Annotated in this window: 12 protein-coding genes; 8 read left to right on the top strand and 4 right to left on the bottom strand. The window is 54.7% G+C overall.

Annotated elements, in window-relative coordinates; translation table 11 throughout:
* Window positions 1–84: 84 nt before the first annotated feature.
* From D7M11_RS01595 to D7M11_RS01575, 5 genes are all read left to right on the top strand, one after another.
* Window positions 85–489 carry a VanZ family protein gene (locus tag D7M11_RS01595; protein ID WP_120745390.1) on the top strand — a complete coding sequence of 135 codons (405 nt, stop codon included), beginning with the start codon at window positions 85–87 and terminating at the stop codon, window positions 487–489.
* A 147-nt stretch (window positions 490–636) separates the two neighbouring features.
* The gene (locus D7M11_RS01590; RefSeq protein ID WP_120745389.1) at window positions 637–1,056 is read left to right on the top strand and encodes a hypothetical protein; all 420 of its coding nucleotides are present in this window, start codon (window positions 637–639) and stop codon (window positions 1,054–1,056) included.
* Between the two features lie 125 nt (window positions 1,057–1,181).
* Window positions 1,182–1,532 (top strand): bacillithiol system redox-active protein YtxJ, encoded by a 351-nt coding sequence (gene ytxJ, locus D7M11_RS01585; protein ID WP_120745388.1) that lies wholly within the window; start codon window positions 1,182–1,184, stop codon window positions 1,530–1,532.
* A 112-nt stretch (window positions 1,533–1,644) separates the two neighbouring features.
* Complete coding sequence (gene ccpA / locus D7M11_RS01580) at window positions 1,645–2,649, top strand: catabolite control protein A (protein ID WP_120745387.1); 1,005 nt, start codon at window positions 1,645–1,647, stop codon at window positions 2,647–2,649.
* A 196-nt stretch (window positions 2,650–2,845) separates the two neighbouring features.
* Window positions 2,846–3,544 carry a 5'-methylthioadenosine/adenosylhomocysteine nucleosidase gene (locus tag D7M11_RS01575; protein ID WP_120745386.1) on the top strand — a complete coding sequence of 233 codons (699 nt, stop codon included), beginning with the start codon at window positions 2,846–2,848 and terminating at the stop codon, window positions 3,542–3,544.
* 324 nt (window positions 3,545–3,868) lie between these two features.
* Here D7M11_RS01575 and D7M11_RS01570 read toward each other — a convergent pair whose 3' ends face one another.
* Together D7M11_RS01570 and D7M11_RS01565 are read right to left on the bottom strand one after the other, a co-directional pair.
* A complete protein-coding gene (locus D7M11_RS01570; protein WP_120745385.1) occupies window positions 3,869–5,050 on the bottom strand; it encodes an acetoin utilization protein AcuC in 1,182 nt (393 codons plus the stop codon).
* A 20-nt stretch (window positions 5,051–5,070) separates the two neighbouring features.
* Window positions 5,071–5,703, bottom strand: a complete 633-nt coding sequence (locus tag D7M11_RS01565; protein WP_120745384.1) for a GNAT family N-acetyltransferase — start codon at window positions 5,701–5,703, stop codon at window positions 5,071–5,073.
* Between the two features lie 247 nt (window positions 5,704–5,950).
* Between D7M11_RS01565 and acsA the strand changes: the two genes are divergently transcribed.
* Entirely contained in the window at window positions 5,951–7,675 is a 1,725-nt protein-coding gene (gene acsA / locus D7M11_RS01560; protein WP_120745383.1) for an acetate--CoA ligase, read from the top strand.
* Window positions 7,676–7,734: 59 nt separating this feature from the next.
* Here acsA and D7M11_RS01555 read toward each other — a convergent pair whose 3' ends face one another.
* Window positions 7,735–10,992 carry a transglycosylase domain-containing protein gene (locus tag D7M11_RS01555; protein ID WP_158606380.1) on the bottom strand — a complete coding sequence of 1,086 codons (3,258 nt, stop codon included), beginning with the start codon at window positions 10,990–10,992 and terminating at the stop codon, window positions 7,735–7,737.
* 460 nt (window positions 10,993–11,452) lie between these two features.
* On the opposite strand from D7M11_RS01555, the gene tyrS reads away from it, so the two are divergent.
* Entirely contained in the window at window positions 11,453–12,709 is a 1,257-nt protein-coding gene (gene tyrS / locus D7M11_RS01550; protein ID WP_120745381.1) for a tyrosine--tRNA ligase, read from the top strand.
* Window positions 12,710–12,760: 51 nt separating this feature from the next.
* On the opposite strand, the gene rpsD is transcribed toward tyrS, so the two are convergent.
* A complete protein-coding gene (gene rpsD / locus D7M11_RS01545; RefSeq protein ID WP_120745380.1) occupies window positions 12,761–13,360 on the bottom strand; it encodes a 30S ribosomal protein S4 in 600 nt (199 codons plus the stop codon).
* Between the two features lie 465 nt (window positions 13,361–13,825).
* Here rpsD and D7M11_RS01540 point away from each other — a divergent pair, with 465 nt between their 5' ends.
* Window positions 13,826–15,679, top strand: a complete 1,854-nt coding sequence (locus tag D7M11_RS01540) for a sensor domain-containing diguanylate cyclase (RefSeq protein ID WP_193556074.1) — start codon at window positions 13,826–13,828, stop codon at window positions 15,677–15,679.
* Window positions 15,680–15,824 lie beyond the last annotated feature (145 nt).

The following is a 15,824-nucleotide window of genomic DNA, read 5'->3' as shown; positions in this document are numbered from 1 at the left end:
TTGGACCGATGCGTCATAATGAATATGGCCAAGGTTGAACCGGAAGCGGAACTGCCTTGGACTAGCAAAGCCAGGGAGACCCGGATGAAACGAAAACTGCGCTTTTTGCCGGCCTTGATCTGGATGGCCGTCATTTTTTATATGTCGCATCAGACAGGCTCCGATCTTGATACGATTTTGCCATTTTTTCAGCAATGGATTCCGGCCATGCACAGCTTCGATTTTGGCCACTTCATTTTATATTTCGTGCTGGCTGTCACACTGTACGGAGCGCTGCTTCCCGCCTCCGCCTCCTGGAAGGGCAAAGCGCTGGTCGTTCTGCTTTGTCTGCTGTACGGCGTCACGGACGAGTTCCATCAAATGTTCGTTCCCGGCCGTTACCCAGATGTGCTGGATCTGCGCAATGATACGATCGGAGCGGCGCTGGCCATGCTGGCCGTGTCCGTCCCCGGTGTGAAGCGGATCGTGCAAAGAAGCTTCAGCGGCTGAGTTCCGGCCGCGCCCGGTCTATAAGGCGACTTTAGCAAAAAATACTAGACGCCGAATTGAAGGAGTTTGCAAATCAAAATCGAATTAGGGTGTATCTAAATCTGTATTCGGTAGGTTGCTCCCGGCCGGGAAGGAGATCAGGTTACAGTGCAAAAATCGTGCAACTGCGGCGCGACGATGAATATTCGATTGCGCACTGTTATTTTTCAAAACAAAGTGGAGATTGCGAACGTTCCTATTTATTCATGCGAAACATGTCACCGTTCGGAAGTGTTCCCGCCCGTTAAGTCGGAGCTGACCGGCTATATTCGTACGCTCGGGGCTCAGCCGGAAAAAGGAACGGTCCTGTTCAACGACATCTCCGAGCTGGCCCATCTGTTTTACCTCGTAACGAGCAAAGAAAGCAGGCATAACTCGGTGGAAGCCGTAGTGGAAGACCGCATCAACGAACTGCTGGATTTGCTGCTCATCGCCCAGTCGCTGAACGATGACGTTTGGATGGAAGATGTGCGTACCCGATTGAAGCAGATTACGACTCACATGACGGCTACATACAAACTGTCCTGAACGGATGCGCCATTATGGCTGAAACCGCTGCCGCTCGCCAACGCAAGTTGGCTTTTTTGTCTTGTATTTGGTAATATAAGCGTTAGAAAAAGAAACGGTTCCGATCGTCTATGAGGTGAATCCGTATGGATGTAATAGAACTTACTTCGGTTAATGAGTGGCTTAGCTTGCTGGAAGCGAGCGCCGAAACGCCTGTTCTGGTGTTCAAGCACAGCACCAGCTGTCCAATCAGCGCGGAAGCTTACGAGCAGTGGCAGTCGTATATGCAATCCGGGCCGAACCCCGAGATCGAATACGCCCTTGTTCACGTCATCGAGTCTCGGCCGGTGTCGAACCTGATCGCCGATACGCTGAATGTGAAGCATGAGTCCCCGCAGGTGTTGTTTGTGAAAGGCCGGAGGGCCCAGTGGCACGACTCCCACTGGAGAATTACGGAGTCCGCGCTGCGCGAAAAACTCGGCCCGGCTGCACTGTAATCGAAATGTAACCTTGTTTTCATTGCGAAATGGGCGATTTTGTCGTATGATGGATGAAATGAATAGAAAACGTTTCCTTTCGTTTTTACACTGAATATTGGAGTAGATGATAGTGACCGTAACGATTTATGATGTTGCTCGTGAAGCCGGCGTGTCGATGGCTACCGTGTCTCGCGTAGTGAACAATAACCCGAACGTTAAGCCGCAAACCCGCAAAAAAGTATTCGAAGCGATCGATCGTCTCGGCTATCGGCCCAATGCGGTCGCCAGAGGATTGGCCAGCAAAAAGACTACTACCGTCGGCGTCGTCATCCCGGATATTTCCAACTCGATTTTTTCCGAGGTCGCCCGCGGCATTGAAGATATAGCGAATATGTACCATTACAATATTATTTTGTGCAACGCCGACAAAAAGAAGGAAAAGGAGATCCGCGTCATCAACACGCTGCTTGAGAAGCAGGTGGACGGGCTGCTGTTCATGGGCGGCACGGTGACGGAGGATCACATTCAGGCGTTCAAGACGTCCAGCGTACCGATCGTGCTGTGCGGTACGACCGATGAGAATCACCTGATGCCTTCGGTCGATATCGACCATGAAGCGGCGGCGTACGACGCGGTGAAGCTGCTTGTCGGACAAGGCCACACGAAGATCGGCATGATCAGCGGTACGCTGCACGATCCGGCTAACGGTTATGCGCGTTATCAGGGCTACAAGAAAGCGCTGGAAGAGTCCGGTCTCTCCGTAAGCGAAGATATGGTTCGCATCGGCAATTACCGTTACGAGTCGGGCTATGACGTGATGAAATATTTCCTCGAGCTGTCCGATCGTCCGACGGCGATATTCGCAGCGACGGATGAGATGGCGATCGGTGCGATTCATGCGATCCAGGATAACGGCCTGAAGGTGCCGGAAGATTTCTCGGTCATCAGCGTGGACAATATCCGGATGGCGTCGATGGTTCGCCCGCAGTTGACGACGGTTGCCCAGCCGATGTACGATATCGGCGCGGTGTCGATGCGCTTGCTTACGAAGCTGATGAACAAGGAAAATGTGGAGCTGTCGAAAGTGCTGCTGCCGCATGAAATTATTAATCGCAAGTCCGTGGCTCATGTATAATGAGCCTCTTTTTTTGCGTCTGGGTGTGAAAAAGAGATAAACTTCACTTTTGAGGGTTCTTTTCGAGGGCTCCCCCGAAAGTATTCGGAATAGGCTGCGAAGGCAAACTTCACTTTTGGGGGTTCTTTTCGGGGGCTCCCCCGAAAGTATTCGGAATAAGCTGCGAAGGGAAACTTCACTTTTGGGGGAATCATGTATGTGGAATAAAATAGGGTTAATTGGCGCTATGGTAGAGGAAGTGGAGCGGATTGAGGAACGGCTCGAAAACGAGACGGTAACCGAGCGGGCTGGCATTCGTTTCCGGGAAGGACTCTTTTGCGGCAAACCGGTCGTGCTGTGCAAATCCGGTGTCGGGAAAGTAAATGCGGCCGTATGCACGCAAATTTTGATCGACGGCTTCGGCGTTGACGCCGTTATTTTTACGGGCGTAGCAGGGGCGCTGGACCCTTCGCTCGATATCGGGGATATCGTCATCTCCACCGATTGCCAGCAGCACGATATGGACGTTACGCCGCTCGGCTTCCCGAGGGGAACGATTCCTTATGCCGACTCGTCCGTTTTTGCCGCCGATGCGTCGCTGATTGCGCTCGCTGCGGAAGCGAGCGAGAAGCTGGAGCAAGGTCATACGGTGCAGGGCCGTGTGCTTTCCGGCGATCAGTTTATCGCCGACCGCAATACTGTCAAGCTGCTGCACGAGGAGCTGGGCGGCGCCTGTACGGAGATGGAAGGGGCGGCTGTAGCGCAAGTATGCGCCATGAACGGAACGCCGTACGTCGTCATCCGCTCGATGTCCGACAAAGCGGATGGCTCGGCCCATGTCAATTTTGCCGAATTTACGGTAAAAGCGGCAGACCGGTCGTTTCGCATTGTCGAGCATATGGTTCGTTCCATGTAACATAAGCTGCTCCGACAAGGTTGTGCGAACACAGCCTGGCGCCGGGAGAGCGGAAGCGAATGTTCCGCTATAATTGGCGGATCGCCGCTGACAGGGACGATAGAGGAAGCGGAAGTTCCGTTATGGCCGCCGATTGCGCGAAAATCACTAGGTCTGCTTAGGCATAAAGGAAGTTTCGCTTCCTTTATTATGCCGCAGGAGGCCCGCGAGGCGGCAATAGCGGAACAAATAGTTCCGCTGAAGTAACGCCAAAGGCGGGGCCTACATCCATTTGCAAGCAAAACGCGCTGTCCACGGAGACGGCGCGTTTTTTCTTGCAACTTTTTATTTCGGCACATACATAAGCGAGATTTCGCGGGTTTTTCGGTTGATCTCGGTGATTTCTTTGCGTCTCGGCATCGGCGTCCAGTCATGGGCCGCATCCAGCCACGTATGCGGCAGCTCCAATGGGCTTCGCTTCGTCCACTCCGACAGCCAGGTCTCCGGCAGCGCAAGCCGCGGCTCGCGCTTCATGCGCTCCAGCAGAGGGTGCTCGATCATCGTAAGCCAGAGGAAGCTCCAAGCGCGCGGAACGACCCGCCAGATGTCATAACCGCCGCCGCCAAGCGCGACCCAACGTCCGCCGCAATACTGGTGGGCGAGCTGATGAATCGTTTTCGGCATCTCCAAATAAATGCGCGTACTGCAATGAACGTGGGCGAGCGGGTCAAGCGCGTGGGCGTCGCAGCCGTGCTGGCTGATAATAATATCGGGCTTGAAAAAACGGACAACGCGTTCCATCGCCTCATTGAAGCCTTCCATCCAGGAATCGTCTTCCGTATAGGGCTCCACGGGCACGTTGATGCACATGCCGTAACCTTCGCCTTCGCCGCGTTCGTTCGCCGCGCCGGTGCCGGGAAACAAATATTTGCCGGTTTCGTGGAACGAAAGCGTACAAACGTTCGGGTCGTGATAAAACGACCATTGAACGCCGTCGCCGTGATGGACGTCGGTATCGACGTACAGCACCTTGACGTCATACTTTTTGCGGATGTAAGCGATTGCTACGGAGGCGTCGTTATAGACGCAGAAGCCTGCCCCTTTATTGGGCAGCGCATGATGCAGCCCGCCGCCCAGATGAAGGGCGTGGTCTGCCTGACCGGTCATGACGATGTCGGAGGCGACGATCGAGCCACCGGCAACTTGCCGCGTAATATCATGCATGCCGGTGAAATAGGGGGTGTCCTCGGTATCCAGGCCGAACCTCTCGCTATCTGCGAGCGCCTGTGCGGTCGGCTCCGGCTCGCTTAACGCCTTCACTTCGTTTACATACTCCGGCGTATGCACTAGCAGTATTTCCTCTTCGGTTGCCATGCGCGGCTTACGGATTTGCGAGGGATCGAGCGCTCCGATTTTGTCCAGCAGGTCGCGTGTCATGAGCAGCCGCTCCGGATCGAACGGATGTGTATCGTTAAAGCGATATTGCAGCTCGTTCTCGTGGAAAACGTACACCGCGTTTTTGCTCATTGGGCATTTCCTCCGTCATCTTAAAACATAAACCGCTGATGGAACCGAATCGTATCGAATTGTTCCACCGAGGACTGCGGAACTTCCTTGCCGATGCGAACCATCAGGCAATTAGCCGGGTGCGAGCATATTTCCGGATCGTCTGTGGCGTACCAGATCATATCGACCGATTTCATCAGCTTTTCCATCATTTTTCGGTAATCCCATACGTTCGACAAGCTGCCTTTCAAATCCCAATGCCAGTAATACTCAGTCGTAAATACGATCATATTCTCAAGCTGCTCTTCCAAAAAAGCGAGCCGGATCATTTTTTTGCCGAGACCGATCGCTCGGTAATCGTCGGCTACTTCGATAGCGCCAAGCTCCAGCAAGTCTTTCATATTTCCTTCGGACCAGCGCTCCATCTCGTCCGCGTAGTGAAACGTCACATAACCGACGATAGTCGAGCCGTCGCGGGTCAGTATAATACGCCCTTCCGGTAATTCCGATATTTCCACCAGCGCTTCGTGCTGCTCGTTCGGCCGCCGAAATGCGTCGAGATCGGGATGCATCGTCAGCGTTCGCAGATGGTCCGGCTTCACCGGTCCTTCGACGAGCAGCGTTCGCCCGTCATATTCGATTTCCAGCGAGTGGTACAATTTGCGGTGCTCCATGAACTGGCTTCTCCTTTCCGGATGCGGTCATTATGTCCAAAAGCCCCTAAGACACTTATAACAGATATAGGAGCTATTGAAAAGCAATGTAAGCGCATTAGCCTTATGATATAATAGGGATGACACAAAACTTTCATCCTGCGGCGTGATTGCAAACCGGCAAATGATGTACGGTTTGCAATCACGCCCTAGAGCGCCGCGTTTTCGAATGAGCTTGACGAAATCATGAGGGTACAGGAGGGAAAGAATGAGCAGCGTTCAACCGGAAGTATTACAAGCGACAGCAGTGGATGCCAACCTGAAGAGCTACGAGGAAGCCCGTCGCACGTTCGACTGGAGCGAAGTGGAGAAGGCGTTCTCCTGGCATACGACCGGCAAGGTGAATATGGCGTACGAAGCGATCGATCGTCATGCAGAAGCGGGGCTGGCTGACAAGATAGCGCTGTATTACAGCGACGCGAATCGCAGAGAAGCCGTCACTTTCGGGCAAATGAAGGCGAATTCGAACAAATTCGGCAACGTGCTTCGCAAGTTGAAGGTGGCGAAAGGCGATCGCGTTTTTATTTTTATGCCGCGCACACCCGAGCTGTATGCCGCGCTTCTCGGCACGATCAAGATCGGAGCGATCGTCGGCCCGTTGTTCGAAGCGTTCATGGAGCAAGCGGTCCGCGACCGGCTGGAGGACAGCGAAGCGGTTGCGATCGTAACGACGCCTGCGCTATTGCCGCGCGTGCCCGTCCGCGATCTGCCGCATTTGCGTCATGTAGTGGTCGTAGGCGATTCGGCTGAAGTCGGGGCGGAGCATGTCGATTTTTATAAAGAGATGGAGCAAGCGTCCGAGGAGCTGGCGATCGAGTGGATGGACCGCGAGGACGGACTTATTCTGCATTATACGTCCGGCTCGACGGGAAAACCGAAGGGCGTATGTCATGTCCATAACGCCATGATTCAGCACTATTATACAGGCAAAATCGTGCTCGACCTGAAGCAGGATGATATATACTGGTGTACGGCCGACCCTGGGTGGGTAACCGGCACGAGTTACGGCATATTCGCACCGTGGCTGAACGGGGTGGCGAATGTCGTTCGCGGCGGACGGTTCAAGCCCGAGGACTGGTATGGCACGATCGTAGATAACAAAGTAACAGTCTGGTATAGCGCTCCTACGTCTTTCCGGATGCTGATGAGCGCGGGAGACGATCTGGTCAAGCAGTTCGATCTGTCGAGCTTGCGCCATGTGCTCAGCGTTGGAGAGCCGCTTAACCCGGAAGTCATACGCTGGGGACTTAAGGTGTACAATCACCGCATTCACGATACGTGGTGGATGACCGAAACCGGCGGCCAGCTCATCTGCAATTACCCGAGCATGGATATTCGCCCGGGCTCGATGGGCAAGCCGATTCCGGGCACGGAAGCGGCCATTCTGGACGACAGCGGCAACGTGCTGCCTCCGAACCGGATGGGCAATCTGGCGATCAAGACGCCGTGGCCGTCGATGATGCGCAAAATTTGGAATAATCCGGCCAAATACGAGGAGTATTTCCGAATGAACGGCTGGTACGTGTCGGGCGACTCTGCTTACATGGACGCGGACGGTTATTTCTGGTTCCAGGGACGCGTCGACGACGTTATCAATACGTCCGGGGAACGTGTCGGTCCGTTTGAGGTGGAGAGCAAGCTGGTCGAACATCCGGCGGTTGCGGAGGCGGGCGTCATCGGCAAGCCGGACCCGCTGCGCGGCGAGATTATCAAGGCGTTCATTTCCTTGCGAGCCGGTTTCGAGCCGAGCGACGAGCTCAAGGCGGATATCGCCAAATTCGTTAAACTCGGCCTTGCGGCGCATGCCGCTCCGCGCGAGATCGAATTCAAAGACAAGCTGCCGAAAACCCGCAGCGGCAAAATTATGCGCCGGGTGCTGAAGGCGTGGGAGCTTGGCCTGCCTACGGGCGATTTATCTACAATCGAAGATTAATCGACAATTCCATACGAAAAGGCCCTGATGCGAAAGATCAGGGCCCTTTTGCGCTGTTATTAAGGTTTCTTTACTTTGTACGGAACGGCGGGAGAGTGCTTCGACTCGCCGGCGTCGTTGACGGCGACGACTTGATACCAGCCGTCGTACACAATGGCGTAATAATTCAGTTTGTTCGAATCGCTCGATTGCAGCTTTTTGAACGGGCCGCCTTCTTTTTCGCTGTAATAGACGTCATACCGTTTGACAAGCTCCGTTTTCGGATTGTCCGACCAGCTGATTTCGATGCCGGCCCCTGACGATTTGACGCTGACATTTTTCGGCGTCGACGGCGGCGTTTTCGCTTGGGTACCGCCATTCGTTTTCGGATCACCCGGCTTGGCATCGCCCGGTTTAGTGTCGCCGGGTTTAGTGTCACCTGGTTTGGAATCGCCCGGTTTTCCGCCGGTTCCATTAGCTCCGGTGTTGCCGTTGCCCTGCCCGCCGTTTTGTTCGTTTGTCTTCGGAACTCCGAACGGATCGAGCGGGGAACCGATATCGAACGAGCTGCCGTCGGCGAGTACGGCCTTGCTCGGCTTCGATTCTTTGCCGCTTACGTCGACAGCGGTAACGTAATACGCGGCAACGGCTTGGGAGCCCACAATATCCGTAAACAGACGATCCTGGTCGGACAAGACGACCTTGCCGTTCATCCGCTGAAACCCTCCTCCCGGGGTAGACGCTTTGTACAGCCGGTACCCGACGATATCGGCGCTGCCGGCTTCCTGGAACGCGATTTCCACTTTATCGCCGGTGTGCTTGAGCGTCACTCCGCCCGGCGGATTCGGCGCTTGACCATCATCAGCTCGAGGGTCTACTTCATAGGCGGCATCGTTCGTATAATCGAGCGGGTAATAGTGTGAAATGTTCGGCCTGTTGTCGGCCGGCAGTTTCGGCAGTATCGCCTCGATCTCTTTAATGATGTCGGCAATCGGTTTTTCGCGCTTTACGACCGTTTTCTCCAGCACCATGTCGGCCGGCGTGCCCGCCTGCGGCAAGTACACTTTGCCGTCGTAAGCTACGTAGCTTTGCTTAACGAGCACCTGATCTTCCTCGGTCGGAATGAACTTTTTGTTGAACAGGTCCGTCGTCGTTTTGCCGGCGGCTCTCGTTTGCTCATTCGGCAGCTTGCCCGAATAAGCGGAAACGGACATGCTGACGATACCTGCGGGCTTCGTAAACTCTTTTGTCGGCAGCAGTTCCGGCCGCGTTTCCACCGTCGCGTTCATGACCTTCGCCCATATTTTGAGCGCACGCTGCGTGCCGCACCCAAGCTCGCTGTTTTTGTCGCAGCCCCTATATTTCAGCGAGTTTTTCATCTGGTCGTAGCCGGCCCAAACGCCGACCGTAATGTCCGGACTGAAGCCGATGAACCAGGCGTCGCCGTCGTTTTGCGTGGAGCCGGTTTTGCCGGCGACCGGCACTTTGCTGTAATACTTGAAATCCTTTTTCAAAATGGACGCCGTTCCCGATGTAATGACGGTTTTCATCATATCGGTCATCAGATAGGCGGTTTCCTCGGAAAATACGGTGGTTGGCTTAAGCTCGTGCTCATACACGACATTGCCTTCCGTGTCTGTAATTTTACGGATCAGGAAAGCGTCCGTAAACACGCCCTTGTTCGGAATCGAGCTGTACGCATTCGTCATTTCCTCGACGGAGACGCCTCGCGCCATCCCGCCGATTACGCCGGTCTGGGCGCTGTAGTCGCTTTTCTCGATCGACGTGATGCCGAGCTTTTTGGCGAAATCCCAAGCATTGTTAATGCCCACCACGTCGAGAAACAGCTTGATCGCCGGAATGTTGTACGACTGATTAAACGCATGACGGGCGGTAACGAGCCCGTGAAAATCGTTATCCCAGTTTTCCGGCAGGTGGAACCCTTTCGAATAGTCTTTCAAAATAACCGGAACGTCGTCGATGATCGATGCCGGGGCAATCGCGCCTTTCTCGATCGAAGGCAGGTAAGCGGCGATCGGTTTCATCGTAGAGCCGGGCTGACGCGTCATCTGGGTAGCCAGATTCATTTGCTCCTTGTAGAAATCGCGTCCTTCTATCATTCCGAGTATCGCGCCCGTTTTGTTGTCCAGAGCGACGGCGGCGATCTGCTCGATCCCTTTTTCCGGATCGTCCGGCGTAAAGTTGTTTTTGTTCTCGGATATGGCGTGCATCTGATCGTACAGCGGCTTATCGATCGTCGTGTAGATGTGATAGCCTTTGCGCAGCAAATCTTCGCGTGACTGCTTGACCGCCTCCGCGTAAGCTTCTTGCCCTTGCTTCGTATCTTTTTTTAACTCCGGATTCGCCAGCGCCGCGAGTATTTCCGACGATTGCCGTTCTACCTCGAGCATCAAATACGGGTATGTATTGTACGCTTTCGGCTCCGGCTGGGCGAGAGAGCCTTTAATATCGAAGGCAAGCGCTTCGTCGTACTGGGCCTGGGTAATGACGCTTTCCTCAAGCATTCGCTTCAGCACGAGCTTCGTACGCTCAATCGCGTAGCCGAGCCCTTTCTCGTCGAGCTCTCCGCGGCTTGTAAACGCCGAATATTTCGACGGCAGCTGCGGCAGTCCCGCCAGATAAGCCGCTTGCGGGATGTTCAGCTGATTCAGGTCGTCAATGTTGAAAATGCCTTTGGCGGCCGCCTTGATCCCGTACAGATTGTAGCCGGACGAGCCGTTGCCGTACGGTATTTTATTCAGGTACGCCAGCAAAATCTGGTCCTTGGAGAGCAGGCGCTCCAGCCGGAGGGCAAGCAGTATTTCTTTCGCTTTCCGGTTGTCGTTGCGATCCAACGTCAAAAAGACGCGTCGCGCCACTTGCTGGGTAATGGTGCTGCCGCCGGTTTGGACATCCGCATTGGTCAGCTTCTGGGTTACGGCCCGTGTAAAACCTTTCAGGTTAATTCCGTAATGTTCGTTGAATTCGTGGTCCTCGATAGCGAGTACGGCATTCCTCACCAGATCGGGGAGATCCTGAATCGTGATCGGTCTGCGGTCTTCCTCGGAGCGCAACTGGCCGATCGGGGTATCGTCTCCGAAATAGACGAAGCCGGTAATGGCATCTTCGCTAATTTTTTCCAAAATTTCGCTTTGCGACCGGACGGGGTCGTCCTTCACGAGCGCGCTGACGTAACCGAAAGCAGCGCCTGCGACCAGAAAGCCGGTGACGATTCCGGTAATAAACAGCCATTTGAGTGTTCCCAGGAAAATGCGTCCCGCCGTTCGCCATCCGTTCTTCCGGCCTACGGCGGGTTTATTGGATAAGTCCTTGGCCATTCTTCTATCCTCCTTAGGCATAACGGTGTTATTATACCACAATTTTTCTGGTTTGACTTTCGTCTTGACGGTGTGATATAACTGTTAAAACAATCACATTACGGTCAAAGCGAAGAGGGACAACGCCTGGGACCTTAGGGCCCAGGGCAAGTAAGCGAAAGGAACGAACGCATAACAGAGAACCGGCGGTTGGTGCGAGCCGGGATGCGTCCTTAGCCGAAGTACGGTCCGGAGCTGCGGAAGGGAAAGCCTTGTTCAGGCCTAGCTTTCGCCGGGGTCATCCCGTTATTTTGCCAAAGTGAAAGCGGCTCTCCGGGTACGTATAGTATTCGGATCGGCTTGCTTTAATTAGGGTGGTACCGCGGGTGAAGTCTTCTCGTCCCTTTTCAGGGGATGGGAGGGCTTTTTTGCTTTTCGTTTTGGACCGAAATGACCGGAGTTAACAGGAGGGCGTTGGCGAATGGAACATTGGAATCAGCTAAATGAGGAACAGCGCAAGGAAGCGCAGCGGCAGTTTGGCCTAATCAGCCGGGGCGTGGTGGAGATTATACCGGAAGACGGCTTGAAGGATAGCATCGCCAGATCGATTCTCACCGCCGTCCCGCTGAAGGTCAAACTGGGGATGGACCCTTCCGCGCCGGATTTGCACGTCGGGCATACGGTCGTCCTGCGCAAGCTTCGCCAGTTCCAGGAGCTGGGCCATGAAGTGCAGCTCATCATTGGCGACTTCACGGGGCGAATCGGCGATCCGACCGGCAAGTCGGAGACGCGCAAGCAGCTGTCCGAGGAAGATGTAAAGCGGAATGCAGAGACGTACCAGAAGCAAATTTACAAGCTGCTGGACCCGCAAAAAACGACGGTATACTACAATTCGGCGTGGCTCGGCAAGCTTCATTTCGCGGATGTCGTCCAGCTTGCGGCGAAGGTGACGGTCGCCCGCATTTTGGAGCGCGACGATTTTACGAAGCGGTACACGAGCGGCCAGCCGATCGGCGTGCACGAATTTTTTTATCCGCTGATGCAAGGCTACGACTCGGTAGAATTGGAGAGCGACGTCGAGCTTGGAGGGACGGACCAGAAGTTCAACGTGCTTATGGGCCGTACGCTGCAAAAGGAATATGGCAAAAGGCAGCAGTCGACGATTATACTGCCGCTGATCGAAGGACTCGACGGCGTGCACAAGATGAGCAAAAGTCTCGGCAACTATATCGGCATCGACGAGGAGCCGAACGCGGTATACGGAAAAGCGATGTCGATTCCGGACGAGCTGATGGGGAAATATTACAATCTGGCGACGGATGTGCCGAAGGAAGAGCTTGACGTCATGCTGGCAAGACTCGCAGACGGCAGCGTGCATCCGCGCGACGCCAAAATGCGGCTTGCTTACACACTCGTGCGAATGTATCACGGGGAAGCGGCGGCAGAAGCGGCACAGCAGCATTTCGTCACGGTCTTTCAGCAGCGAGCGCTGCCGGACGAAATCGGGCTGGCGGAGCTTCCGGCGTCGCAACTGACGGACGGTAAGATGCGCCCGGTGCAGCTGCTTGTAAATCTCGGGCTGCAGCAATCGAACGGCGAAGCGAAGCGGAGCGTCGTACAGGGAGCGGTGAAGCTGAACGAGCGGAAGCTGCTTGATCCGAATGAGGAAGTGACCGTAACGGACGGCGATGTTGTGCAGATCGGCAAGCGGGTATTCGTCAAAATCAAACTGGTGTAGCCGCACAAAAAAATCCCCCAAGTAAAAGCTTGGGGGATTTGCTGTATACGATTAGCGGCTGTAAAACTCGACGATTTGTTTTTCGTCGATTTCTTGTGCCAGCTCCGAACGCTCAGGCAGACGGATGAACTTGCCTTCCATCGAGGAGTCCGCAAACTCCAGGTAGTTCGGCAGGAAGTTGCGGTTAGCCAAAGCTTCCTTGATCGAGGACAGGGCGCGGCTTCTTTCACGAAGGCCGATTACGTCGCCAGTGCTTACCGTGTAGGAAGGCACGTCCACTTTTTTGCCGTTGACCGTTACATGTCCGTGAGCTACGAGCTGACGGGCGCCTGCACGGGAGTTAGCCAGACCGAGACGATACACGAGGTTGTCCAGACGGCTTTCGAGCAGGATCATGAAGTTTTCGCCGGCGATCCCTTGCATGTTGGAAGCTTTGTCGAACAGGTTGCGGAATTGCTTCTCGCCCAGACCGTACATATGGCGAAGCTTTTGTTTTTCTTGCAGCTGGATGCCGTATCCGCTCAGCTTTTTGCGTTGTCCCGGACCGTGTTGTCCCGGAGGAAATGCACGTTTCAATTCTTTGCCTGTACCGCTGAGCGAAATGCCGAGACGGCGGCTCAGTTTAAATTTAGGACCTGTATAGCGTGCCATGTATGAGTTGCTCCTTTGCACCGATAGTGTTTTGTTTTCGAAAGGGTAGCGGCGGAATAGGGGAGACGTTCCGACGCGGTAAAGCGCTGTGAAACGGGCCTTAGGGCCTGATCGTTTCCCGCCAGACAGTTCAGCCGCTGGTCAGCGGTTGCGTTTACCGTGAGGGTCGCATCGTGCGTCGCCAATCTAACAAACACCTTTTTCCACTCGACTTCTAATTTTATAAGATGAACATAGGCATTGTCAAGCGACAATAAGGCCTGTTTGGTTTGTTTGCACCGCCTGCATACGAGTTGCCAGTCTCCTTCGGCAATCTCGGTATGGAGAGGCATGCGTTCAGGAAACTTGATTGAAAATTTAATGCAGCAGGAAGCGCGATTTAGTATGATAAAGATACTGACGAATTATGTAAAGGGGCTCGCTATGAAAGAAATGCCTCCCAAGGATCGGCTTGCAGCTAGATTAATGGAAGTATTCCAACAGTTTATAGTAGAAATAGAGAAGCGTTTACCCCGAGAAGCGGATGTGTTTGCGCTGGCCGATACGGAAGCCTGCTACTTGACCCATCATACAGCCGGCGGCTCGCCGGTTTCGTGTCGGATTGGAGCTTATTTGTTTGAAAACGGAAGGCTCGCAGAGGCGATTGCCGCCGCAGGGAGCAGCGGAGCGGCGTTTGCCGTCCCAGTCCACTTGCCGATCACGGGTCCGCAGGACCCATCCTATACACTCGCCGTATGTCCCATTCCGGGCGGAGGCGGAGAATTGGTCGCCTATCTGCTGCGTATAACGGATGCTTCGGTATCCGAGGAGGAGCTTGCCTTGTCGCTGGGTTTAGCCGGCACCGCCTTCGGCGCCCTGCTGAAAGCGCAAGAAGCCGAGGAGCAGATCCGCTCGTTTCAAAGCCGGATCGATACGCACAGGCTGCGGGCGGAGCGAAAGCAGCTGTTGTACGAGCTCGGGATGCAGATCCAGTCGCGGACCGATTCCGACAATGTGCTTCGGGCGCTGATGCGAACGCTGGAGAAGCTGACTCCGGGACGCAAATATGACATTTATTTATCCCACGAAAAAGTTTGCACGATCCCGTCCGTGAAACCGCTGCAGTTTCAGCAGCGCGAGGACGACAGCAGATTCCGGGCATTTACGGAGTCCGTTCCGGTCGTTGGCCGGGGCGAATCGGGCAAGCCGGAGGAGGCCGCTTTTCCGCTGCGGGGAAAGCAGAGCGTGTACGGGGTGCTGCTGATGGAAATAGCGGACGGAAAAACGCCGGAACTGGAGACGATGCGCGAAGTGGCGATGTTGTCCGATACGGCGGGTTGCGCGCTGGAGAACGCCGCCTTGTACGAGCAATCGAATCGCCTCGTGAGCGAGCTGCGGCTCATTAACGAGATGTCGAAGCGGCTCAACCAGTCGCTCAAGCTGCAAGATATTTTTCATCTCGTCTCGACCGAGCTCAGCACGATGTTCGAAGCGGAATTTACATGCATCCTCGAATTGGACAAGCAGCGGGGGGATCTGGTTGTACGGGCCGGAGAGCCGAATACGTTTCTGGAGCGGCGTTATCCGGTGGACAGCGGATTTGCGGGGCGCATTTTGGAGACGAGGGAGACGCTGATCATCTCGGATTACGACTCGGAGAGCGGGATGAAGTCGGATTGGATGGATGCGACGTTCTCCCGCTCCATGCTCGCCTGTCCCATCCTGGTGGAGGGCGCCGCGGCCGGCGTCATTATGATCGGCCACCGGCAAGCCGACTATTTCTCCTACGAAAACTACAAGCTGCTACAGACGCTGTCGGGTCATATCGGTCTGGCCGTATCCAATGCCAGTCTCCACGCCGAAGTTCGCAAAATGATGCAAACCGACCGGCTGACCGGGCTGCTCGCGCGGCATTATCTCGACGATCAAATCGGTCAAATGCAGAAAAAAGATTATTGCGGCTCGCTGATCGTCGTCGATATCGACGATTTTAAAAAGGTAAACGATACGTTTGGCCACCAGATCGGCGACCAGGTGCTGACGCAGGTCAGCTCGATTATTCGGACGAGCATTCGGGAAGGCGACATCGCTTCGCGATGGGGAGGCGAGGAGCTTGCGGTTTATTTGACGCAGGCGACGGGAAAGCAGGCGATGGTCGTGGCGGAGCGGATTCGCGCCCGCGTCCAGGCCGAAACGTTTCCGAAAGTTTCCGTATCGTGCGGCGTGTCGGACTGGAGCTTCGAGGACGAAAAAATCAGTGTGGAATCGCTCTTTTATCGGGCGGATATGGCGCTTTATCGGGCCAAGCATTCCGGCAAAAACCGGATAAGCGCCGATTAGGCGCCTTTTATACAAATTCCCCCGAAAGTGACGTGAGCCTCTGTAGCTTAATCCTAATACTTTCGGGGGAGCCCCCTGCTTCGAAGCTTTGGCTCCACTTTGTGGGGCTCTTTTGCGCATAACAATCTTTTCCGGGGAAACGATA

The organism is Paenibacillus ginsengarvi (assembly GCF_003626695.1).
GTDB lineage: Bacteria > Bacillota > Bacilli > Paenibacillales > NBRC-103111 > Paenibacillus_AB > Paenibacillus_AB ginsengarvi.
Note: the sequence above shows the minus strand (reverse complement) of the source record. Positions and strands in the feature narration are given on the sequence as shown.